General features: G+C 29.9%; 23 protein-coding genes. 14 read left to right on the plus strand and 9 right to left on the minus strand.

Going from position 1 to position 21,164, the window contains the following annotated elements; translation table 11 throughout:
- Position 1: 1 nt before the first annotated feature.
- Positions 2 to 1,378, plus strand: a complete 1,377-nt coding sequence (locus tag ACTTA5_RS04560; protein WP_440648288.1) for an AmpG family muropeptide MFS transporter — start codon at positions 2 to 4, stop codon at positions 1,376 to 1,378.
- Positions 1,368 to 2,111 carry a C40 family peptidase gene (locus ACTTA5_RS04565; RefSeq protein WP_440648290.1) on the plus strand — a complete coding sequence of 248 codons (744 nt, stop codon included), beginning with the start codon at positions 1,368 to 1,370 and terminating at the stop codon, positions 2,109 to 2,111. The genes ACTTA5_RS04560 and ACTTA5_RS04565 overlap by 11 nt, the downstream gene beginning before the upstream one ends.
- Here ACTTA5_RS04565 and ACTTA5_RS04570 read toward each other — a convergent pair.
- Positions 2,108 to 3,004 (minus strand): prephenate dehydrogenase, encoded by an 897-nt coding sequence (locus ACTTA5_RS04570; protein ID WP_440648292.1) that lies wholly within the window; start codon positions 3,002 to 3,004, stop codon positions 2,108 to 2,110. The two genes, ACTTA5_RS04565 and ACTTA5_RS04570, sit on opposite strands and share 4 nt — an antisense overlap.
- Positions 3,005 to 4,087: a histidinol-phosphate transaminase gene (gene hisC, locus ACTTA5_RS04575; protein ID WP_440648294.1), complete on the minus strand. Its 1,083-nt coding sequence runs from the start codon at positions 4,085 to 4,087 to the stop codon at positions 3,005 to 3,007. It abuts the gene before it with no gap.
- 192 nt (positions 4,088 to 4,279) lie between these two features.
- Here hisC and metX point away from each other — a divergent pair, with 192 nt between their 5' ends.
- From metX to ACTTA5_RS04635, 12 genes are all read left to right on the plus strand, one after another.
- Positions 4,280 to 5,410 (plus strand): homoserine O-acetyltransferase MetX, encoded by a 1,131-nt coding sequence (metX, locus tag ACTTA5_RS04580; RefSeq protein ID WP_440648296.1) that lies wholly within the window; start codon positions 4,280 to 4,282, stop codon positions 5,408 to 5,410.
- Positions 5,400 to 5,996: a methionine biosynthesis protein MetW gene (gene metW / locus ACTTA5_RS04585; protein ID WP_440619042.1), complete on the plus strand. Its 597-nt coding sequence runs from the start codon at positions 5,400 to 5,402 to the stop codon at positions 5,994 to 5,996. The genes metX and metW overlap by 11 nt, the downstream gene beginning before the upstream one ends.
- Positions 5,997 to 6,716, plus strand: a complete 720-nt coding sequence (gloB, locus tag ACTTA5_RS04590; protein ID WP_440648298.1) for a hydroxyacylglutathione hydrolase — start codon at positions 5,997 to 5,999, stop codon at positions 6,714 to 6,716.
- Between the two features lie 66 nt (positions 6,717 to 6,782).
- On the plus strand, positions 6,783 to 7,181 hold the full coding sequence (gene rplU / locus ACTTA5_RS04595; RefSeq protein WP_440613706.1) for a 50S ribosomal protein L21: 399 nt from the start codon (positions 6,783 to 6,785) through the stop codon (positions 7,179 to 7,181).
- 14 nt (positions 7,182 to 7,195) lie between these two features.
- Complete coding sequence (gene rpmA, locus ACTTA5_RS04600; protein WP_075506491.1) at positions 7,196 to 7,450, plus strand: 50S ribosomal protein L27; 255 nt, start codon at positions 7,196 to 7,198, stop codon at positions 7,448 to 7,450.
- Positions 7,451 to 7,476: 26 nt separating this feature from the next.
- A complete protein-coding gene (cgtA, locus tag ACTTA5_RS04605; protein ID WP_440613705.1) occupies positions 7,477 to 8,460 on the plus strand; it encodes an Obg family GTPase CgtA in 984 nt (327 codons plus the stop codon).
- On the plus strand, positions 8,450 to 9,556 hold the full coding sequence (gene proB, locus ACTTA5_RS04610; RefSeq protein WP_440613704.1) for a glutamate 5-kinase: 1,107 nt from the start codon (positions 8,450 to 8,452) through the stop codon (positions 9,554 to 9,556). Before cgtA ends, proB begins: the two co-directional genes overlap by 11 nt.
- Positions 9,557 to 10,807 (plus strand): glutamate-5-semialdehyde dehydrogenase, encoded by a 1,251-nt coding sequence (locus ACTTA5_RS04615; protein ID WP_440648300.1) that lies wholly within the window; start codon positions 9,557 to 9,559, stop codon positions 10,805 to 10,807.
- Entirely contained in the window at positions 10,803 to 11,330 is a 528-nt protein-coding gene (nadD, locus tag ACTTA5_RS04620) for a nicotinate (nicotinamide) nucleotide adenylyltransferase (protein ID WP_440648382.1), read from the plus strand. Before ACTTA5_RS04615 ends, nadD begins: the two co-directional genes overlap by 5 nt.
- A gap of 17 nt (positions 11,331 to 11,347) precedes the next feature.
- Positions 11,348 to 11,698, plus strand: coding sequence for a ribosome silencing factor (gene rsfS, locus ACTTA5_RS04625; RefSeq protein ID WP_075506496.1), 351 nt, complete (start codon positions 11,348 to 11,350; stop codon positions 11,696 to 11,698).
- A complete protein-coding gene (locus ACTTA5_RS04630; protein WP_440648302.1) occupies positions 11,695 to 12,831 on the plus strand; it encodes a S41 family peptidase in 1,137 nt (378 codons plus the stop codon). The genes rsfS and ACTTA5_RS04630 overlap by 4 nt, the downstream gene beginning before the upstream one ends.
- Position 12,832: 1 nt before the next feature.
- Positions 12,833 to 13,309, plus strand: coding sequence for an RNA pyrophosphohydrolase (locus ACTTA5_RS04635; RefSeq protein ID WP_262589883.1), 477 nt, complete (start codon positions 12,833 to 12,835; stop codon positions 13,307 to 13,309).
- Here ACTTA5_RS04635 and atpC read toward each other — a convergent pair.
- The 7 genes from atpC to ACTTA5_RS04670 all read right to left on the minus strand — a co-directional run bounded on the left by atpC (position 13,302) and on the right by ACTTA5_RS04670 (position 21,059).
- Positions 13,302 to 13,694, minus strand: a complete 393-nt coding sequence (atpC, locus tag ACTTA5_RS04640; RefSeq protein WP_440648304.1) for an ATP synthase F1 subunit epsilon — start codon at positions 13,692 to 13,694, stop codon at positions 13,302 to 13,304. The genes ACTTA5_RS04635 and atpC overlap by 8 nt on opposite strands.
- Positions 13,694 to 15,112 (minus strand): F0F1 ATP synthase subunit beta, encoded by a 1,419-nt coding sequence (gene atpD / locus ACTTA5_RS04645; protein ID WP_440648306.1) that lies wholly within the window; start codon positions 15,110 to 15,112, stop codon positions 13,694 to 13,696. Before atpD ends, atpC begins: the two co-directional genes overlap by 1 nt.
- Positions 15,113 to 15,114: 2 nt before the next feature.
- Positions 15,115 to 15,987 (minus strand): F0F1 ATP synthase subunit gamma, encoded by an 873-nt coding sequence (locus ACTTA5_RS04650; RefSeq protein WP_440648308.1) that lies wholly within the window; start codon positions 15,985 to 15,987, stop codon positions 15,115 to 15,117.
- A gap of 6 nt (positions 15,988 to 15,993) precedes the next feature.
- A complete protein-coding gene (atpA, locus tag ACTTA5_RS04655) occupies positions 15,994 to 17,529 on the minus strand; it encodes a F0F1 ATP synthase subunit alpha (protein ID WP_440648310.1) in 1,536 nt (511 codons plus the stop codon).
- Positions 17,530 to 18,087 carry an ATP synthase F1 subunit delta gene (atpH, locus tag ACTTA5_RS04660; protein WP_440648312.1) on the minus strand — a complete coding sequence of 186 codons (558 nt, stop codon included), beginning with the start codon at positions 18,085 to 18,087 and terminating at the stop codon, positions 17,530 to 17,532.
- Positions 18,088 to 18,195: 108 nt separating this feature from the next.
- The gene (priA, locus tag ACTTA5_RS04665) at positions 18,196 to 20,151 is read right to left on the minus strand and encodes a replication restart helicase PriA (protein WP_440648314.1); all 1,956 of its coding nucleotides are present in this window, start codon (positions 20,149 to 20,151) and stop codon (positions 18,196 to 18,198) included.
- A 134-nt stretch (positions 20,152 to 20,285) separates the two neighbouring features.
- The gene (locus tag ACTTA5_RS04670; protein WP_440648316.1) at positions 20,286 to 21,059 is read right to left on the minus strand and encodes an L-iditol 2-dehydrogenase; all 774 of its coding nucleotides are present in this window, start codon (positions 21,057 to 21,059) and stop codon (positions 20,286 to 20,288) included.
- Positions 21,060 to 21,164: the final 105 nt, after the last annotated feature.

Genomic DNA, 21,164 nt, shown 5'->3' on the forward strand with positions numbered 1-21,164 from the left:
TATGTCTGAAATAAATAAAACATCCTGGTTAGAATCGATTTCAGTTTACAAAGATATTCGAATGTTAAGAATTTTATTACTTGGTGCAATCAGTGGATTTCCATGGGTCTTGATTGCTAGTAGTTTAAGTCTTTGGTTAAAAGAAGAAGGATTAAGTAGATCTACTATTGGATGGGCAGGACTTATTTTTGGGGTTTATGCTTTTAATTATCTTTGGGCACCAATTATAGATAGAATTCAAATTCCTTTCCTAACTAAAAAATTAGGTCACCGAAGAGGTTGGATTGTTTTAATGCAATTAGTAATTCTATTAAGTTTACTAGTTTGGAGTATTATAAATCCTACAGAAAATTTAGCGTTGATAATTACAGTAGGATTAATCATCGCTATAGCATCAGCAACTCAAGATATAACGGTAGATGCATTAAGAATTGAACAAATTAATGAAAATGAGGGAAAATCAATGGCAGCAGGTGCTGCAATGGCTGTAGTTGGTTGGTGGACAGGTTACAAATTAGGTGGTGTAGTTGCTTTATTTACTGCAGAGTTTTTTGAAAATATTGGTATCCAAGATTACTGGCAAGCAACTTTTTTAATATTAGGTGTTCTAATTATTTTAATGAATATTGCTCTGATGTTTGTTCATGAGCCAGTAGAAACTGACAGACAATCAAAGCAAAAGGAAACTGATAATTTAATTAAAGGTAAACTAGGATCTAACAATATTATCACAACTTTTGTTGCTTATATAACTGGAACAATTGGTGGGCCCATTATTAGCTTCTTTAAAAAAAATGGTTTTGCCATAGCTGCAGGAATTTTAGGGTTTGTCTTTTTGTTTAAAATTGGAGAAGCATTCATGGGTAGAATGTCGATTGTATTTTATAAAGAAATAGGCTTTTCAAAAGGACAAATAGCAATCTATTCAAAAGGATTAGGTTGGATAACAACTGTCGTATTTACTTTAATTGGTGGTGTAATGGCCATGAGGGCCGGAACTATAAAAACTATGTTCTTTGCTGGAGGATTAATGGCGATTACAAATTTGTTATTTGCTGTCTTGGCATGGACTGGTAAATCTGAACTATTATTTGCAATAGCAGTTATTGCTGACGATATTACTGCAGCTTTTGCAACCGTTGCTTTTGTAGCTTTTATATCTTTACTTGTTGATCGAACATATACAGCAACACAATATGCATTACTTGCATCAATAGGAACTGCTGGAAGAACAACTTTAGCATCATCATCAGGAGCTTTGGTAGATTGGTTAAATGGAGATTGGGGAACATTTTTTGTCTTAACAACTATTATGGTAATTCCTTCACTAATATGTCTATGGATGATAAAAAATAAAATTAAAATTGGTGCAAAATAAATTTTATTTCAAAGGTAGTTTTTCTAATATTTATAAAAAACCTTCTAAATTTTCAGAAGTAACCTCACAAATATTATATGGAGAAAAATTTAAAATTTTATCTAAAACTAGAAATTGGATAAAAATAAAATCTAATTTTGATAATTATTCTGGGTATATTCTAAATAAAAATTATTCAAAAGAATTTAAAGCTAATTATAAAGTAAATAGCTTAAAAGCAAATATCTATAAAAAACCAAATTTAAAAACTAATATTTATCTATCTCTTGGATCAAAGTTATCAGTTAAAGAAACAAATAAAAATTATGCTAGAATTGATAAAAATAAATGGATTAAAAAAAAAGATATAAAAAAAATAAATTATAAAGAAAAAAACTTCATTAAAATTTTTAAAAAATTTTTGAATATAAAATATATCTGGGGTGGAAAAAGTTACAGGGGAATAGATTGCTCAGCCTTATTACAAATATTTTACTATTATAATAATAGGTTTTTTCCTCGAGATACTAAAGATCAAATCAAATATTTAAAAGGAAACATAAAAAGAAATTATCAAAAGGGAGATATCATTTTTTGGAAAGGACATGTCGCTATGTGTTTAAATTCCAAGCAATTAATACATGCATATGGACCTGAAAAGAAGGTATTGATCATGCCTATAATTAAGACAATTAAAAGAATTGAAAACACGGCAAAACTTAAAGTAAAAAAAATAGCTAAAATTAAAATTTAGCTTCTTCCAAAATCTGGCTTATTAATATCTTGTTTGAGTTTGATTATTTTTGATCTGACTTTTTTAGTTTCAATAAGCTTGTTAATAATAGATTTATTATTTTTTGAATTAATATCAGATTTAAATGATTTCAAATTTTTAATAAATAAATCAATAGCATTTGAAATATTTTTATTGTTGTTGAAAAAAATATCTCGCCACATAATCTCATTAGAAGCTGCTATTCTTGAAAAATCTCTTAGTCCTCCTGCGCTATATTTAATTAAATCATAGCTTTGTTTTTTCTCAAAATCTTGAGCTGACTTAACTAAATTATATGCAATTAAGTGAGGCAAATGACTAGTTATTGAAAAAATTTTATCATGTTTTTCAGGTGACATAATTGTTACTTTTGATCCAATTTTCTCCCAAAATTTTTTTAGAAAATTTAAATTTTTTTTAATTGTATTCTTTTCTTTAATTAAAATACACCATCTACCCTCGAACATATTACTCTTTCCATGCTGTGGTCCACTTACTTCAGAACCAGCAATTGGATGACTGGAAGTCCATGCAATTCCTTTTTTTAAAAATTTTTTTATTATTTTTGATGATTCAATTTTTGAAGAACCAACATCAGTAATTAATGTGTTAGGTGAAATATAATTATTTATTTTCATAATTATATTTTTGTATTCACTCATAGGTGTACAAAAAATAATAAAATTAGATTTTGTTACAGCTTCTTTTAATGAACTAACTACTTTTCCAGGTAATTTAAGATTTTTAATTCTCGATATATTCTTTTTTGACTTTTCATAAATATATATCTTATCTGCTAGTTTATTTTTGTTTATAGATCTTAAAACTGAAGATCCAAGTAAACCACACCCTATGATTAAAATATTTTTCATTTAATTAAAAATCTTTCTCACTGCATTCATGAATATTAAATTTTCTCTTGATGAGCCAATAGTTAATCTCAATTTGTTTTTAATATGATAACCATCTTCAGTAGATCTTAATATAATTCCTTTATTTTTTAATTTTTGGTAAAGAAAATTTGCTGAATATTTACAGTCATCAAAATTTAATAGTAAAAAATTTGCTGATACAGCGTTTGAAAAAATATTATATTTTTCAAGAAATTTTTTTAATCTATTTGCATAGTTTAAATTATGTCTAATAGACTTCTGAATAAATTGCTTATCCTTCAAAGACTCTGCGGCCGCAACTTGAGCCAAACCATTTACATTAAAAGGTGGTTTAATAACATTTAACGCTCTAATTATCTGTTTCGATCCATATCCCCAGCCAATTCTTAATGAGGCTAAACCAAACATTTTAGAAAATGTTCTCAATATAAATACATTATCTTTATTTTTAAATAATTCTAAACCAGAGCTGTAATCATCATTTTTCATATATTCTGAGTACGCATCATCAATTACTAATAAAATATTTCTATTCAATTTTCTTCTAAGTTCTAATGTCTCTTTTTTAGTTAAATATGTTCCTGTTGGATTGTTTGGATTTGCAATAAAAACTATTTTGGTTTTCCTAGATACTTTTTTCAATATTTCTTCAATTGAAACTTTAAAATGATTTTCTTTTGCAAATACAACTTTTGCACCAACAATTTTTGCATAAATCCTGTACATTAAAAAACTATATTGAGGAACAATCACTTCATCCTTTGGATGTAGATATAATTGACATAACATTTGAATTACCTCGTCAGAACCTGCTCCACATATTATTTTATCGAAATTGCATTTATACGCTTTAGATATTGCCATTTTAAGATTGGTAGACTTTCCATCTGGATATTTATCTAATACTAAATTTTTTTGAGATATTGTTTTTTTTGCTAATGGGCTCATCCCTAAAGCAGACTCATTAGCTGACAATTTAATGATCTTTCTAATTTTGTTAATTTTAGATTTGCCAGGCTTATAAGCTTCTATGTTAAATTTTTTAAATTTAGGCGTGCTCATTTTTTTTATTTTTATGAGCTCTTTATAGATAAAAAAACAAATATTTATAGAGAATATGATCTTATTTTAAAAAATTGACATAAATTACAAGTTCTTGTACAAAATTTATGCGCTGATTTAACTGAATTGCGAGCGCTTAAAAAAAACCGCTAAAATAGTTTTTTTTCTCACAATTCATCTAAAGGCTTTAAAATGAATACAGAAAAAAATATTAAGACATTAATTATAAAAAAACCTCTTAAATTAGATTGCGGTAAAACTATAAACAATTTTCCAATTGCATTCGAAACTTATGGTTCTTTAAATGAGAATAAAGACAATGCTATATTAGTATTTCATGCACTAACTGGAGATCAATTTGTAACTGGTTTAAATCCTGTTACTAAAAAAGATGGTTGGTGGAGTTTTGCTGTAGGCCCAGACAAAGCAATAGATACCAATAAATATTTTGTTATTTGTTCAAATGTAATTGGTGGATGTATGGGATCTTTTGGACCAAGCCATAAAGATCCTGAAACACAGAAAACTTTTGGAACTGATTTTCCAGTTATTACAATTAATGACATGGTGAATGCACAATATAATTTACTTGATCACTTTGGAATTAATAAACTATTTGCAATTACCGGAGGTTCTATGGGAGGTATGCAAGTTCTTCAATTTATCACCAACTTTCCTGATAAAGCTAAAACTGTTATACCCATTGCTACAACTTCAAGTCATTCGGCACAGAATATTGCTTTCAATGAACTAGGAAGACAAGCAATCACTGCTGATAGCAATTGGAAAGATGGAAATTATGAAGCTAATAACACAAACCCAGGTAAAGGGCTTGCTGTTGCAAGAATGGCAGCTCATATAACTTATCTCTCTAAAAAAGGTTTGCAGGAAAAGTTTGGAAGAAAATTGCAAGAAAGAGAAGATTTGAAATTCGGTTTTGATGCGGATTTTCAAATTGAGAGTTATTTGAGATACCAAGGATCTGTATTTGTAGATAGATTTGATGCAAACAGCTACCTCTACATAACTAGGGCTATGGATTATTTTGATTTAGTTAAACAATTTAATGGAAATTTGTCTGATGCATTTAAAAATACAAAAGCTAAATTTTTTGTTATTTCTTTTACTTCTGATTGGCTTTATCCAACCCAAGAAAATAAAGATATTGTTATAGCTTTAAATTCTATTGGAGCAGATGTTGGTTTTGTAGAAATTGTATCTGATAAAGGTCACGACTCTTTTTTATTAGATGTTCCTGATTTTTTAAACGCACTAAAGAATTTCTTAGACAAATCTTATACAGAGTTAAACAATGAAAAATGAATTTAAAGTAATATCAGATTTAATTGAAGATAATAAAAAAGTTCTAGATGTAGGTTGTGCAGATGGAACTTTGATGCAATTTTTAAAAGAAAATAAAAATATAAATGTAAGGGGACTAGAAATTTCTAAGGAAAAAGTACAAGAATGTATTGCAAAAGGATTAACTGTAATAGAAGGTAATGCAGAGAAAGACTTAAAACAATTTCCTGATAAATCGTTTGACTATGTAGTATTGAGTCAAACACTCCAAGCATTTTTGAGCCCTGAACTTGTTTTAGATGAACTTTTAAGAGTTGGAAAAAAAGCAATTGTAACAATACCAAATTTTGGTAATTGGCAAGTTAGATTGCATCTACTATTTAAGGGGACAATGCCAATAACAAAATCTTTACCAGAACAATGGCACAGTACGCCTAATTTGCATATGTGCACAATCAAAGATTTTGTAAATTTTATAAAATTTAAAGAAATTAAAATGATAAAAACTTTAGCTTTAAATAGCAACAACACTTCAAATATAACAACTAATAATTTGGGAACTAAAAATTTATTTGCTGACCTTGGAATATTTTTAATAGAAAAATAAATGAAAGTTGAAATTATACCCTGCCTCCAAGATAATTATAGTTATTTAATTATAGATGAAGATAAACTGGAAGCTTGTGTTGTTGATCCAAGTGAAGCTAAACCAATAATCAATTACTTAAGCGATAAAAATATTAATTTAAAATACATCTTAAATACTCATCATCATTATGATCATATTGGTGGTAATACTGAATTAAAAAAAAAATTTGGAACTGTTGTTTTAGGATTTAATGGAGATGCAAAAAGAATACCAGAGATTGATATCTTGTTAAAAGACAATGAAATTTGGAATAGTGGAAATTTCAAAGCTAAAATTATTCACATCCCTGGACACACAACGGGACATATTTGTTTTTATTTTTTTGAAGAAAACTTACTATTCACCGGAGATACTCTCTTCTCACTTGGATGTGGTAGAATTTTTGAGGGTACATACGAACAAATGTATAACTCTTTAAATAAATTAAAATCTTTACCTAAAGAAACAAAAATCTATTGTGGCCATGAATATACTTTAAACAATTCAAAATTTTGCTTGGAACATGATTCTGAAAACTCTTCTTTGTTAAAGAAAATAGAATTTATAAAACAACAAAGAAATAATAATTTGCCTACTATTCCATCAACCTTACAGGATGAAATTGATTGTAATATTTTTTTAAGAGCAAATGACCTAAAAACCTTTTCAAAATTAAGGGATTTAAAGGATAATTTTTAACTAATTCAGCTTGACTATAAGCTTCCGGTAACTATATTGCGGTTACTTAAATTTAATATTCATACTATGTCATACGCAGTAATAAAAACAGGTGGTAAACAGTACAAAGTTAAATCTGGTGAAATATTAAAAATCGAAAAACTCCCAGATTCAAAGCCTGAAACTAAAATAGAATTTAATGAAATCCTAGCATATGGAGATGATAAAAATATTGAGGTTGGAACTCCTAATATTGAAGGTGCTAAGGTAGAGGCAGATTTAATTAAAAATAGTAAAAATAGAACAATTCTAATTTTCAAAAAAAGAAGAAGACAAAATTCAAGAAGAAAAAATGGGCACAGACAACAATTTTCTTTGATAAGAATTAACAAAATTTTTTCAAAAGATGGTAAAGTATTATCTGAAGCTGAAAAAATTAAACCAGCTTCCAAAAAAGAAGAAGTTAAGGAAGCTGCAAGTAAATAGTTATTAGGTAAATTATGGCAACAAAAAAAGCAGGTGGATCATCGAGAAACGGACGAGATAGTGCTGGTCGAAGACTTGGTGTTAAAAAATACGGTGGAGAAACTGTAATACCTGGAAATATAATTGTTAGACAAAGAGGAACAAAAATTTTTCCTGGCGAAAATGTTGGAATGGGAAAAGATCATTCAATTTTTTCTGTTATCAAAGGTAAAGTTGTATTCAAAAAATCTAAATTAGATAGAACTTACGTTTCAGTAAAACCCAATTAATAGTACAACCAAGAAAATGTTGTATTATGAAATTTCTCGATCAAGTTAAAATTTATATTAAGGCTGGAAACGGCGGTGACGGCTCACCAAGTTTTAGAAGAGAAAAGTATGTTGAGTTTGGAGGACCTGATGGAGGCGATGGAGGCAGGGGTGGCTCTATCATTTTAAAATCAGAAGAAAACTTAAACACTTTAATTGATTACAGATATCAACAACATCATAAAGCTCAACGTGGAGAGAATGGTTCTGGTCAAAATCGAACAGGTAAAAGTGGTGAGGATTTGGTTTTAAAAGTTCCTCTTGGAACCCAAGTATTTGAAGAAGATAACAAAACTCTATTATTTGATTTTAACAAAAAAGGAGAAGAGTACATTGCAGCTAATGGTGGCAAAGGTGGTTTGGGAAATACTAGATTTAAAAGCTCTACAAACAGAGCTCCAAGAAAATTTACGAAAGGAACTTTGGGAGAAGAGTTTACAATTTGGTTACAACTTAAAACAATAGCTGATATCGGAATTATTGGATTACCTAACGCAGGAAAATCAAGTTTGTTGGCAGCACTTACAAACGCAAATCCTAAAATTGCTAATTATAAATTTACAACACTTAATCCTAACTTAGGTGTTGCTAGCTATGATGATAAAGAAATCACAATAGCCGATATACCAGGATTAGTAGAAGGTGCCCATGAAGGTGTTGGACTTGGGATACAGTTTTTAAAACATATAGAAAGATGCAAATCTTTATTACATTTAATTGATATTACTAATCTTGATCTTAAGGAATCTTATGATCAGGTTAAAAATGAACTTAAAAATTACAGTTCTAAAATGCTTGAAAAGAGAGAGTTAATTGTGTTTAACAAAATAGATTTAATTGATGAAGACACAGCTAAAGATGTAATTGATGATTTCTCTAAAGATAAAAATTGTGAGATAATGACTATGACAACTTTAAATAAAGAGTCGGTTTCAAAAATTAAGGCAAAATTATTATCCTATGTATCTTAAAAATTCGAAAATTATTGTTATTAAAATTGGTTCATCTTTATTAGTTGATGAAAATAAAAAAATTAGAAAAAAATGGCTTTCAAGCTTTGCGAGGGACATCAAAAAACTAAAAGATAAAAATCAAAAAATAGTCATTGTTAGTTCAGGTGCTATCGCTCTTGGATGTAAAAAAATGAATTTTAACAAAAAAAATATTAAGTTAGATAAAAGTCAAGCAATTGCCTCTATTGGCCAAATTGAACTAATGAATTTATTCTCTCAGACCTTCTCAAAATTCAAATTAAATATTTCACAAATTTTGTTAACTCTAGAAGATACGGAGGAACGAAGAAGATCCTTAAATGCCAAAAGAACATTCGAAAATTTATTCGAACTTGGATTTATCCCAGTTGTTAATGAGAATGATACAATTGCAACAACTGAAATAAAATATGGAGATAATGATAGATTGGCATCTAGAGTAGCTCAAATTACAAACGCCGATACATTAATTTTACTTTCAGATGTAGATGGCCTTTTTACAAAAAATCCAAAAGTAAATAAAGACGCTAAACTAATAAAAATAGTAAATGATATAAACAAAGACTTAAAAGAAATTAATATCAAAGGAATTAATGAATATGGAAGTGGAGGAATGCAAACAAAAATTGAAGCTGCTAAAATTTGTCAATTAGCTGGCAGCAGTATGATTATTGCAAACGGACTGTATTCAAATCCTATTTCAAAAATTATTGAAAAAAATAATTGTACATGGTTCAGCCCAAAGGTCTCTAAACTTCATGCTAGAAAAAAATGGATAATTAGCTCAATTGCACCTAAAGGAAATATTGTAATTGATGATGGAGCCAAAAAAGCGTTAAAGCTTGGAAAAAGTTTACTAGCTGCAGGTATTAAAAATGTATCAGGAAGATTTAACAAAGGTGATCATATAAAAGTTTTAGATAAAAAAAATAACGAATGTGCTAGGGGTTTAAGTTCTTTTTCTTCTGATGAAGTAAAAAAAATTATGGGACACCATTCGAATGAAATTCAAAAATTACTTGGTTATGTTGCAAAATCTGAAGTTATTCATAAAGATGATATGGTAGAGGTATAAATGAATAATTATATGAATTTAATCGGTAAAAGAGCAAGAAAAGCAAGTCAATATAAAATAGACACAAAAGTTAAAAATAGTGTTTTAGCCTCCTATGCTAAAATGCTTGACGAAAACAAAGGTTTAATAATTAAAGAAAATACTAAAGATATTAATTATGCAAAAAAAATAGGATTAAAAGAAAATTTAATTAATAGACTTCATTTAAATGAGAAAAAAATAAACGACATCAGAAATTCTATTATTAGTATTATTAGATTTAAAGATCCCATTAATCATGTTCTAGAAAAGTGGAAAAGACCTAATGGATTAAATATTAGTAGAGTATCAATTCCAATAGGAGTTATTGGTGTAATTTATGAAAGTAGGCCAAATGTTACATCAGATGTTGCGGGTTTATGTTTCAAATCAGGTAATGCAGTAATCTTAAGAGGAGGTTCTGAGGCAATCAATTCAAATAGAATTTTATCAAAACTTTTTAGAAAAGCGCTCAAAAAAAATAAAGTAGATGAAAACTTTATACAATTTATAGACTCTAAAAACAGAAAGATGGTTGATGTAATGCTTTCCAAAATGAAAGAATATATTGATGTTATAATCCCACGTGGTGGAAAAAATCTTGTAAGAAAAGTTCAAGAACTTTCTAAGGTTCCTATAATTGGTCATCTTGAGGGTATTTGTCATACATATGTCGACAAAGACGCTGAATTAAAGATGGCAAATAGAGTTGTTACTAACGCAAAATTAAGAAACACCAGCATATGTGGGGCGACTGAAACCATTATTCTACATAAAAATATTGTTAAAAAATTTAGCAATACAATCCTGGGTAATTTAGAAAAAAATGGTTGTAAAATTTATGGAGAAAAGACTTTGGCTAAATTTTATAAGGGTAAAATTTTTAAAGCTACTGAAAAAGATTGGTCCACAGAATATTTAAGCTCAGCAGTTTCTGTTAAAATAGTAAACAACCTCAATGAAGCTATAAGTCATATTAATAAGTATGGAACAATGCATACAGACTCGATAATTACAAAAAACAAAAAAACAGCTGATCAATTTCTAAAAGAAGTCAAAAGCTCTATTGCCATGCATAACACTTCAACTCAATTTGCAGATGGAGGTGAATTTGGGTTCGGAGGAGAAGTTGGAATTTCTACCAATGTACTACCACCAAGAGGGCCTGTAGGACTTAATCAACTTGTTTCATACAAATATCAAATTACAAGTAACGGTAAAATAAGAAATTAATTTGAAATCAAATAAGACAAAAATAGGAATTTTAGGAGGATCATTTGATCCTGCTCATAAAGGTCATCTAGCAATTTCAAAAGAAGCAAAAAAAAGATTTGAGCTTAAAAACATTATTTGGGCAATCACAAAAAAAAATCCATTTAAAAACCAGAGCAAAACCTCAGTTACTGAAAGAATAAAATTCTGCAAAAAAATTATTGGTAAAAATTCATTTATAAAAGTGAGATTTTACGAAAATAAAATTAACTCAAATAAAACAATCGATTTAATTAATCATTTGAAAAAAAATAAAAATATTGAAATCTATTTTTTAATGGGAGCAGATAACTTAATAAATTTTCACAAATGGTATAAATCAAAATCTATTTCACAAAAGTGTAATATTTTAGTTTTCGATAGACATGGCTATAAAAAAAACTCATTAAAATCAAAGACATTTAAGGCTCTCAGTAATACCACCCTCAAATTTATAGAATTTAATAAAGTCAACATTTCATCTTCTCAATTAAGAAAAATTTGATAGTCTAAATTTAATTAATGGATAAAATTTCAGATCTCAAAGAAATTGTAATTACCACATTAGATCTTAACAAAGCTGAGGACATAGTGACTATTGATCTTAAAGATAAAAGTTCGATGGCAGATTATATGATAATAGCAAGCGGTACATCATCTAGACATATACAATCTTTATCTGAACAAGTATTAGAAAAGCTTAAAGATAATGGAATTAAAGACTCTAAAATTGAGGGTAAAGAAAGTGGTGAATGGAAATTGGTAGACGGTATAGATCTAATCGTTCATATTTTTCATCCAGAGAAAAGAAAATTTTATGAATTAGAAAAAATCTGGTCAGAATTTATTCCTAAAGAAAAAGTAATGATATGAAAATAATTAAATATTACTCAATTATTTTTTTATCATTTTTTTATTTAAGTTCAGCAAACTCTTCTGAAGTAGATATTTACAAAAAGATAGATTTATTTGGCGAGGTTTTAGAAAAAATAAATAGAGAATATATTGATGAGATCAATCAATCTGAAAGCATGGACTCTGCTATCAATGGCTTACTTCAATCTTTAGACCCTTATTCCTCTTATATGTCTCCTGAAATTCTGGAGGAAATGCAAACTGAAACTAGTGGTGAATTTGGCGGCCTTGGAATTGAGGTAAGTATGGAAGCAGGAGTTGTTAAAGTTATTTCACCTATTGACGACACACCAGCGTCAAAAGCTGGATTAAAAGCTGGTGACTACATTGTAAAAATTAACGATATCCAAGTACAAGGGAAATCTCTTAGTGAAGCTGTTGATTTAATGCGAGGCCCGGTAGGTTCAAGTATAGAATTAACAGTTAGACGAAGAGGAGAAAAAAAAGCATTAACATTTAATATCACTAGAGAAATAATTGAAATTCAATCAGTTAAGTCAGAGTTATTAGAAGAAAATATTGGCTATATTAGATTAACTTCATTTAATGAAAACAGTAGTGATCAAATAGAAAAACAAATAAAGAAATTAAAAAAAAATAAAAATCTTAATTCATTTATTTTGGATTTAAGAAATAATCCAGGTGGATTACTAAACCAAGCAATAAGAATATCTGATTTCTTTTTAGAAAATGGTGAAATTGTCTCCACTAAAAGTAGAAAAAAATCTGATAATAGAAAATGGTTTGCAAAAAAAGGAGACATAACTGACGGAAAAACATTATTAGTACTGATAAATTATGGATCAGCTTCAGCATCAGAAATTGTTGCAGGAGCTTTAAAAGACCACAAAAGAGCAATTGTTGTAGGTGAGAACAGTTATGGCAAAGGTTCAGTTCAATCTATTATTCCTCTTAAAAATAGAGGTGCAATACGTTTAACTGTTGCAAAATATTATCTTCCATCTGGAAAATCTATATCTGAGGTTGGTGTACGTCCAGACATTGAAGTGAATGAAGAAGGTGATAATTTTAAAATAAGAACTGACACTGATAATCAACTAAATTACGCAATTAAATTACTCAACGGATAAAATGAAAAAAGATTTACATAATCTTCCACTAAGAAGTGGAGTAGGAATTGTTGTGTTAAATAAAGAGAACAAAGTGTTTGTTGCCAAAAGAATAGATAACCCCAAAAATTTTTGGCAAATGCCGCAAGGCGGTGTAGATGAAGGTGAGGATTTTTTAAAAGCTGCTTACAGAGAACTTGAGGAAGAGACTAGTATTAAAAATGTTGAATTAGTAAAAGAATTAGATGGAACCATAACTTATGAACTTCCAGATAGATTGCTTGGTTTGATTTGGAAAGGAAAGTACAGAGGTCAAAAACAAAAATGGTTTTTAATGAGATTTGTTGGGTCAGATAGTGAAATAAATATCAAAACTAAACACCCTGAGTTTTTAGAGTGGAAATGGGTAGAGCTAGACAAAATCACAGACTTAGTGGTTGATTTTAAACTACACGTGTACAAAGAAGTTAAAGATAAAGTAAAAAAAATTCTTAATTAAGAGTTTTTAAAACTTCAATTTTTTGATCTACTAAATATTTAGCTTGATCATTAATATCTGACTTTCCTGCCTCTTCTTCAGCTTTTTTCAGTAAATCCTGTTGAACAGATTTATCCATATCAGACAAATTATAAATTGAGCTTGTTAGAATAGATAAATTATTATTTTTAAACTCTACTATACCATCCTCAACATAATAATTTTCATCACCAGATTTTGAACTTACTTTGATAATACCTGGTTTTAAAAATGAGATAATTGAAATGTGATCTTTTAATATCCCCATTTCTCCCTCAAAAGCAGGTACTACTACTTCCGATACATCTTCTTTGACCAAAAAAGATTTATCGGGATTTACTATCTCAATTTTAAATTCTTCGCTCATTAAGCTGCAGCTTCTTTTTCCATTTTTTGAGCTTTTTCAATAGCCTCTTCAATTGTACCTACCATGTAAAAAGCTGCTTCTGGCAAGTGATCATATTCACCCTTACAGATTGCATCAAATCCTTTGATTGTAGATTCTAGATCAACTAATTTTCCTGGTGAACCTGTAAATACTTCCGCAACAAAGAATGGTTGAGATAAAAATCTTTGAATCTTTCTTGCTCTTGCTACAACTAATTTATCTTCCTCAGATAATTCATCCATACCAAGGATAGCAATAATATCCTGAAGTGATTTATAAGATTGTAAAATTCTTTGGACATCTCTTGCAACTCTATAATGTTCGTCACCTACTACTCTTGGGTCCAAAATTCTTGAAGTAGAATCTAATGGGTCTACTGCAGGATAGATACCAATTTCAGCTATTTGTCTTGAAAGTACTGTAGTAGCATCCAAGTGAGCAAATGATGTTGCGGGTGCTGGATCAGTTAAGTCATCAGCTGGAACATAAATCGCTTGCACAGAAGTAATTGATCCTTTATTTGTAGTTGTAATTCTTTCTTGAAGATTACCCATATCAGTAGCTAATGTAGGCTGATATCCTACAGCTGAAGGAATTCTACCTAATAAAGCAGATACCTCTGAACCAGCTTGAGTAAATCTAAAAATATTATCAACGAAGAATAAAACATCTTGTCCTTCTTGGTCTCTAAAATATTCTGCTACTGTTAATCCTGTTAAAGCAACTCTTGCTCTTGCTCCTGGAGGTTCATTCATTTGTCCATAAACTAATGCAGCTTTAGAACCAGGGCCATCTTGCTTGATTACTCCAGATTCCATCATCTCATGGTAAAGATCATTTCCTTCTCTAGTTCTTTCTCCAACTCCAGCAAAAACTGAAAATCCACCATGTGCTTTTGCAACGTTGTTAATCAATTCCATAATTAAAACTGTTTTACCAACACCGGCACCTCCAAATAGTCCAATTTTTCCTCCTTTGGCATATGGTGCTAATAAGTCGATAACTTTAATACCAGTAACTAATATTTCAGTTTCAGTTGATTGATCATTAAATTCAGGTGCAGCTCTGTGAATAGGCCAGGTTTCTTTAGTTTTAACCTCACCTCTTTCATCAATTGGCTCACCAATTACATTAATAATTCTACCTAAAGTTTCTGGTCCAACAGGAACTTGAATAGGAGCATTTGTATTTACAACTTCATCTCCTCTTTTTAATCCTTCAGTAGCATCCATTGCAATAGTTCTTACTGTAGATTCTCCTAAGTGCTGAGCAACCTCTAAAACTAATCTGTTATCACCGTTTTTACATTCTAATGCTGTTAAAATTTCTGGTAGTTCTCCTTCAAATTTTACGTCTACTACCGCTCCAATAACTTGTGTAATTATTCCTTTGCTCATAATTATAAACTTTCTGCTCCTGATATGATTTCTATTAGTTCTTTAGTAATTGCTGCCTGACGACTTCTATTATACTCGATAGTAAGTTTGTCAACCATTTCACCTGCGTTTCGGGTTGCATTATCCATTGCACTCATTCTGGATCCTTGTTCGCTAGCTGAATTCTCTAACATTGCCTTAAATATTTGTGTTGAAATATTTTTTGGCAACAAATTGCTTAAAATTTCATCCTCGTCTGGTTCAAATTCATAACTTTCATCTGAACTATTTTGATTTCCTTCGTCATTTAAAGGAATTATTTGTTGAGCTTGTGGGATTTGTGTAATTACATTTTTAAATTTATTATAAAAAATTGTACATACATCAAACTCACCTGCTTCAAATTTTTCAATAATAATTTTTCCTACTTTGTCTGCATCAAAATAATTAGCATTCTTTGACTCTTTAAATGAGATGTTTTCAATTATTTTATCACCATAAGTTCTCTTAAGTTGGTCATTACCTTTTGAACCTACAGTAATAATTTTAAGTTCTTTATTCTCATCTAAAATTTTAGAAAAATAACTTTTTGCTTTCTTAATTATATTTGAGTTAAATCCACCACATAAACCTCTATCTGATGTCATAACAACGCAAAGATGAACTTTGTCTTGTCCAGTGCCAGCTAACAACTTTGGTGCATTTTCTTTATCTGAAATTCCACTAGAAAGGTTTAAAATTACATTGTTCATTTTTTCTGAATAAGGTCTTCCTTTTTCAGCACTTTCTTGTGCTTTTCTTAATTTTGCAGCCGCAACCATTTTCATAGCTTTTGTAATCTTTTGTGTAGACTTTACACTGGCTATTCTCTTTTTTAAGTCGTCTAAACTTGCCATATCTAATTAAGATTTAAGAGTTTCCTTTAATTGAGTAATCAGTTCAACTAATAATTTTTCTTTATCTTCTTCAAGCTTTCCTGAACTTTGTATCGATTCAATAATCTCAGGTTTTTCTGATTTGCATTTTTCTATGATTTTACTTTCAAAACCTGCAACATCTTTTAAATCAATATCATCAAGATATCCTTTAACACCACAGAAAACCGAAATTACCTGTTCTGCAACTGTCATTGGAGAATATTGCTTTTGTTTTAGAAGTTCAGTTAATTTTGATCCTCTATTCAGTAACTGTTGAGTAGAGGCATCCAAATCTGAACCAAATTGAGCAAACGCCGCCATTTCTCTATATTGAGCAAGCTCAAGTTTCATTGAACCTGAAACTTTTTTCATCGCTTTAGTTTGTGCAGATGAACCTACCCTTGAAACTGACAAACCAACGTTAATTGCAGGTCTTATTCCTTGGTTGAATAATTCAGTTTCTAAGAAAATCTGACCATCTGTAATTGAAATTACATTTGTTGGAATAAACGCAGATACGTCTCCACCTTGAGTTTCAATAATTGGAAGTGCTGTTAAAGATCCTCCACCATGTTCATCACTCAATTTCGCAGCTCTCTCTAACAATCTACTATGTAAGTAGAATACATCTCCCGGGTAAGCCTCACGTCCAGGAGGTCTTCTTAATAAAAGAGACATTTGTCTATAAGCGACTGCTTGTTTTGATAAATCATCGTAGATAATTAATGCGTGCATTCCATTATCTCTAAAATATTCACCCATAGCACAACCAGTGTATGGAGCTAAAAACTGAAGTGGTGCTGAGTCTGATGCTGTTGCTGCAACAATCGTTGTATATTCCATTGCACCAGCTTCTTCTAAAGTTTTTTGAATTTGTCTAACAGTTGATCTTTTCTGACCTACAGCAACATAAATACAATATAATTTTTGTTTTTCGTCACCTGATTCATTGATCTTTTTTTGGTTTATGATCGCGTCAACTGCAACAGCAGTTTTTCCTGTTTGTCTATCACCAATAATTAATTCCCTTTGACCTCTTCCAATTGGAACCAAACTATCAATTGATTTCAATCCCGTTTGCATTGGTTCGTTAACTGATTGTCTTGGGATAATTCCAGGAGCCTTAACCTCTACTCTGCTCTTTTGTACACTTTTATCTAATGCACCTTTGCCATCAATTGGATTTCCCAAACCATCTACTACTCTACCTAATAATTCTTTTCCAACTGGCGTATCAACAATATTTCCAGTTCTTTTTACAACATCACCCTCTTTAATATTTCTGTCATCACCAAAAATTACAACACCAACGTTTTCGCTCTCTAAGTTTAGGGCCATACCTTTAGAGCCATCAGAAAATTCAACCATCTCTCCAGCCTCAACATTGTCAAGACCATAAATTCTAGCGATACCGTCACCAACTGATAAAACTTGACCAACTTCAGTAACCTCTGCTTTATCTCCAAAATTTTTAATTTGTTCTTTTAATATCTTTGTAACTTCTGAAGGATTTATTTCCATTTATGCCTCTATCATTCTATTTTCGATTTGTTGTAATTTACTTTTAATTGAGGTATCCACCATAGTACTCCCTACCTGTACTACCAAACCTCCTATTAAACTTTCATCATGCTTGTAGTTTAATTTTATTTTTGAACTAAAATTTTTAGTTAATTCCTCTGTAATTTTTGTAATTTCTTCATTAGACAACTCTTTAGCTGACTTTAATTCTGCTTTTAACTCACCTCTTTTTTCTGAACAAATTTCAATGAAACTTTTAAGAATTCTTTCTACAAAAAAGAACCTCCTTTTTTGAATTAAAAAACTTAAAAAATTTTTTAATAATTGATCAAATTTATAATTTTCTGAAATTGTATTAACTACTTTTAATAAATCATCTTGGCTAGTAGTTGGGTCTTTTATTAAATTTGAAAAATCTTGACTTTGTTCTAATAATTTTAGAATTGAAAGTGATTGCTCCTCTATTTGGGATGTAACATTGCTTTCAGTAGATAATTCATAAAGCGCAAGTGAATACCTTTCTGCTGAAGTAATTGAAAATCCTGTGTCTTTGCTCAACTTGATACCTCTAAAATGTTGAAGATTATTTTAAAATCACGCTCTAATTAGCATATGACCTTTATGTCTTCAAGTGACTGATTGACGAAAAAGTCCTCTTTTTTGGGCCTAATTGAAGTTAATTGGATCAACATCAACTGAAAGTTTTATTCCTTTAGAAAATTTGTATTTTGGAACTGATTTTGCAATAGCATTTTGTAGTTTCATAGATTTTGAACCTCTAATTAAAAATCTGACCCTAAAGTTTCTTTTTAGCCTAAATATAGGGGCTTCAACTGGACCCAATATATTTCCCTCAATTTTATTTTCTAAATAATTTTTAAAGTCATAAGCCTCTTTTTCTAATTTTTTTTGATTTTCACCAGTCATGATCAAGGAAATAAATCTTTGATAAGGTGGAAGTTTATTTTTTTTTCTAATTTCTAGTTCTCTTTTTAAAAATATATCAGGATTTTTATTTGTAATTTCTAAAATCATATTCTTATTATTGTTATAGGTTTGAAAATATACTGTTGCAGGTTTTCCTGTTCTTCCAGCCCGTCCTGATAGCTGATGATATAACTGCAAATTTTTTTCTGCACCTCTCAAATCATTCCCATTAGCTGATAAATCAATATCAACAACAATAATACAATTTAAACTTGGAAAGTGAAATCCTTTAGAAATTAATTGTGTACCAACTAATATCTCGGTTTGATTATTTATAATTCTTTCTAATTTGCTTGATGAGTCTTTTTTATTCATTGTATCACTTGAAAAAATTTCAACTTCCTTATTAGGAAATTTTTTTTTAACTTCCTCAGATATCCTCTCTACACCAGGTCCACTAAAGACAAAATTACATTCACCCTCTTTTGAGCAATCTCTTTTTAAATCAGTTTTAAAACCACAATAATGACATAATAAATTATTTTTATTTTTATGATAAACAAGGTTGATAGTACAATTTGGACAAGAATAGCTAGTTAAACAATTTTTGCACAACGCATGAGGTGAAAAACCTCTTCTATTTAAAAAAAATAAAACCTGATCTTTTCTCTCAAGGTGAAAATTTACTTTTTCAATTATTTTATCTGATAGCCAAGATTGTTTTTCAAGTTTAGTTTTATTAAGATCTATAATTTCATAATTTGGTAATGAAGCATTTTTATATCTCTCAGTAAGTCTTGATAAGAAATATTTTCCTTTTTGAATATTTTCAAAAGTTTCAATTGATGGAACAGCTGTAACTAAATTAACTGGTATATTTTCAAATGAAGCTCTAGATATTGCCATATCTCTTGCATTATAAGTTACACCTTCATCTTGTTTAAAAGATTGATCATGTTCTTCGTCTACAATTATCATACCTAGATTTTTAAAAGGTAAAAATAATGATGATCTTGCTCCTATAATTACTTTAACTTCTCCATTTGATATTCCACTCCAAATTAATTCTTTCTTTTTTTTTGAAACGCCTGAGTGCCACACTGCTGCATTAAAGCCAAAATATTCATTAAATTTTTTTTCAAATTGACCTGTTAAACCTATCTCAGGTAACAAAATTAAGCCCTGATACCCTTGTTTTATAAGGTTTTTCAAAGCTTCAAAATATACAAGAGTTTTACCTGATCCTGTTGTTCCTTGTAACACGTGCACTCTAAAATTCTGATTATTACTTATCATTTCCTCATAAGCTTTGATTTGATCTTTAGTTAATTTTATAGATGTATTTTTGATTTCACTTTTAAAATTATCATAAGAACTGAGCTCCTTATTTTCTATTGCATGACTGCTTAATAAAATAAGCTTTAATGCCATTCCTTTTGGAATAATATTGTACTCTGAAAACCAGTTTAAAAATTTAATAGTATTTTTTTTTAGAGGAGTCACATCTAACTTCCTCAAAACTTTTTTTATTTTGAATGTTTTGTTGTTATTTTTTTCAAATTCATCCCAAACTACACCTGTAATTTTTGATTTGCCAAAAGGAACTTCCACATAGTCTCCTAATTTAAGATCAATACTACTTTCATAAGTAAATGGATGATTAAAAATATTAGGTAAAAGAATCGGAAATTTCATATTTTTATAATATGAAAAAAAATTAAGAGTGTATTGCTCTTTTTAAGAGCTCTCTACAACTTTTATCAATCAAAATTTTTAAATTCAAAGTTTAGTTTTTCTTTCATTATCAAGAGCTGACGTGACAAAATTCATCAGCTCATCCATTGGCCACCATCGACATTATAAGTCTGTGATACAATGTAATCAGCATCTGAAGAAGCGAGAAAGACTGCCATACCAGTCAGGTCCGTTGGTACTGCAAAACGTCCTAAGGGAACATTTGAAGCAACTTCAGCTTTCTTTTGGCCAATTGCTTTACCCTCAAGTTTTGCGAACATAGAATCTACATGTTCCCAATGTTCACCATCTACTACACCAGGAGCAATGGCGTTAACATTAATGCCATGTTTGATCAAATTCAAACCTGCCGATTGGGTCATTGAAATAACAGCAGCTTTTGTTGAACAATAAACCAGTACAAGACTTTCGCCACGACGACCCGCTTGTGAAGCCATATTTATAATCTTTCCACCATGACCTTGAGTGATCATCTGTTTTGCGACTGCTTGCATGGTAAACAAGGTTCCTGAAACATTAACTGCATAAAGCTTTTCGTAGCTGGAGCGAGTGATATCGACTGTTTCAGCAGCATCAAAAAGAGCCGCATTATTAATTAGGACATCAATTTTGCCTGCTGTCTTCACGACTTGTGTCACCGCATCGTCAATGCTGGACTGATCACAAACGTCAAGCATTACTGCGTAAGCTGCATCACCAAGCTCCTTGGCTGTTTTTTGTGCTCCAGCAAAGTTTATATCTGCGATTGCAACACGAGCTCCTTCAGCAATATATCTCTCTGCGAAACCACGACCAATACCCCGTGCAGCTCCTGTAATTATAGCTGATTTGCCTTCTAGTCTTTTCATATTAACCAAGACTAACAAATCCTGAACTTTCACTCAAGGAAGATAAAAAAGATAAAATTTATTTAAAGTTTATTTAATATAATTATTTACTTTGATGCTAAAAGA

Origin of the sequence: Candidatus Pelagibacter sp. HIMB1521 (genome assembly GCF_052047875.1) — a bacterium.
Taxonomy (GTDB): Bacteria; Pseudomonadota; Alphaproteobacteria; order Pelagibacterales; family Pelagibacteraceae; genus Pelagibacter.

Excerpts from the sequence above, each read along its gene's own strand:
- ACTTA5_RS04560 (WP_440648288.1), top strand. The coding sequence starts at position 2 with ATGTCTGAAATAAATAAAACATCCTGGTTAGAATCGATTTCAGTTTAC.
- ACTTA5_RS04570 (WP_440648292.1), bottom strand. The coding sequence starts at position 3,004 with ATGAAAAATATTTTAATCATAGGGTGTGGTTTACTTGGATCTTCAGTT.
- hisC (WP_440648294.1), bottom strand. The coding sequence starts at position 4,087 with ATGAGCACGCCTAAATTTAAAAAATTTAACATAGAAGCTTATAAGCCT.
- metX (WP_440648296.1), top strand. The coding sequence starts at position 4,280 with ATGAATACAGAAAAAAATATTAAGACATTAATTATAAAAAAACCTCTT.
- metW (WP_440619042.1), top strand. The coding sequence starts at position 5,400 with ATGAAAAATGAATTTAAAGTAATATCAGATTTAATTGAAGATAATAAA.
- gloB (WP_440648298.1), top strand. The coding sequence starts at position 5,997 with ATGAAAGTTGAAATTATACCCTGCCTCCAAGATAATTATAGTTATTTA.
- rplU (WP_440613706.1), top strand. The coding sequence starts at position 6,783 with ATGTCATACGCAGTAATAAAAACAGGTGGTAAACAGTACAAAGTTAAA.
- rpmA (WP_075506491.1), top strand. The coding sequence starts at position 7,196 with ATGGCAACAAAAAAAGCAGGTGGATCATCGAGAAACGGACGAGATAGT.
- cgtA (WP_440613705.1), top strand. The coding sequence starts at position 7,477 with ATGAAATTTCTCGATCAAGTTAAAATTTATATTAAGGCTGGAAACGGC.
- proB (WP_440613704.1), top strand. The coding sequence starts at position 8,450 with ATGTATCTTAAAAATTCGAAAATTATTGTTATTAAAATTGGTTCATCT.
- ACTTA5_RS04615 (WP_440648300.1), top strand. The coding sequence starts at position 9,557 with ATGAATAATTATATGAATTTAATCGGTAAAAGAGCAAGAAAAGCAAGT.
- rsfS (WP_075506496.1), top strand. The coding sequence starts at position 11,348 with ATGGATAAAATTTCAGATCTCAAAGAAATTGTAATTACCACATTAGAT.
- ACTTA5_RS04630 (WP_440648302.1), top strand. The coding sequence starts at position 11,695 with ATGAAAATAATTAAATATTACTCAATTATTTTTTTATCATTTTTTTAT.
- ACTTA5_RS04635 (WP_262589883.1), top strand. The coding sequence starts at position 12,833 with ATGAAAAAAGATTTACATAATCTTCCACTAAGAAGTGGAGTAGGAATT.
- atpC (WP_440648304.1), bottom strand. The coding sequence starts at position 13,694 with ATGAGCGAAGAATTTAAAATTGAGATAGTAAATCCCGATAAATCTTTT.
- atpD (WP_440648306.1), bottom strand. The coding sequence starts at position 15,112 with ATGAGCAAAGGAATAATTACACAAGTTATTGGAGCGGTAGTAGACGTA.
- ACTTA5_RS04650 (WP_440648308.1), bottom strand. The coding sequence starts at position 15,987 with ATGGCAAGTTTAGACGACTTAAAAAAGAGAATAGCCAGTGTAAAGTCT.
- atpA (WP_440648310.1), bottom strand. The coding sequence starts at position 17,529 with ATGGAAATAAATCCTTCAGAAGTTACAAAGATATTAAAAGAACAAATT.
- priA (WP_440648314.1), bottom strand. The coding sequence starts at position 20,151 with ATGAAATTTCCGATTCTTTTACCTAATATTTTTAATCATCCATTTACT.
- ACTTA5_RS04670 (WP_440648316.1), bottom strand. The coding sequence starts at position 21,059 with ATGAAAAGACTAGAAGGCAAATCAGCTATAATTACAGGAGCTGCACGG.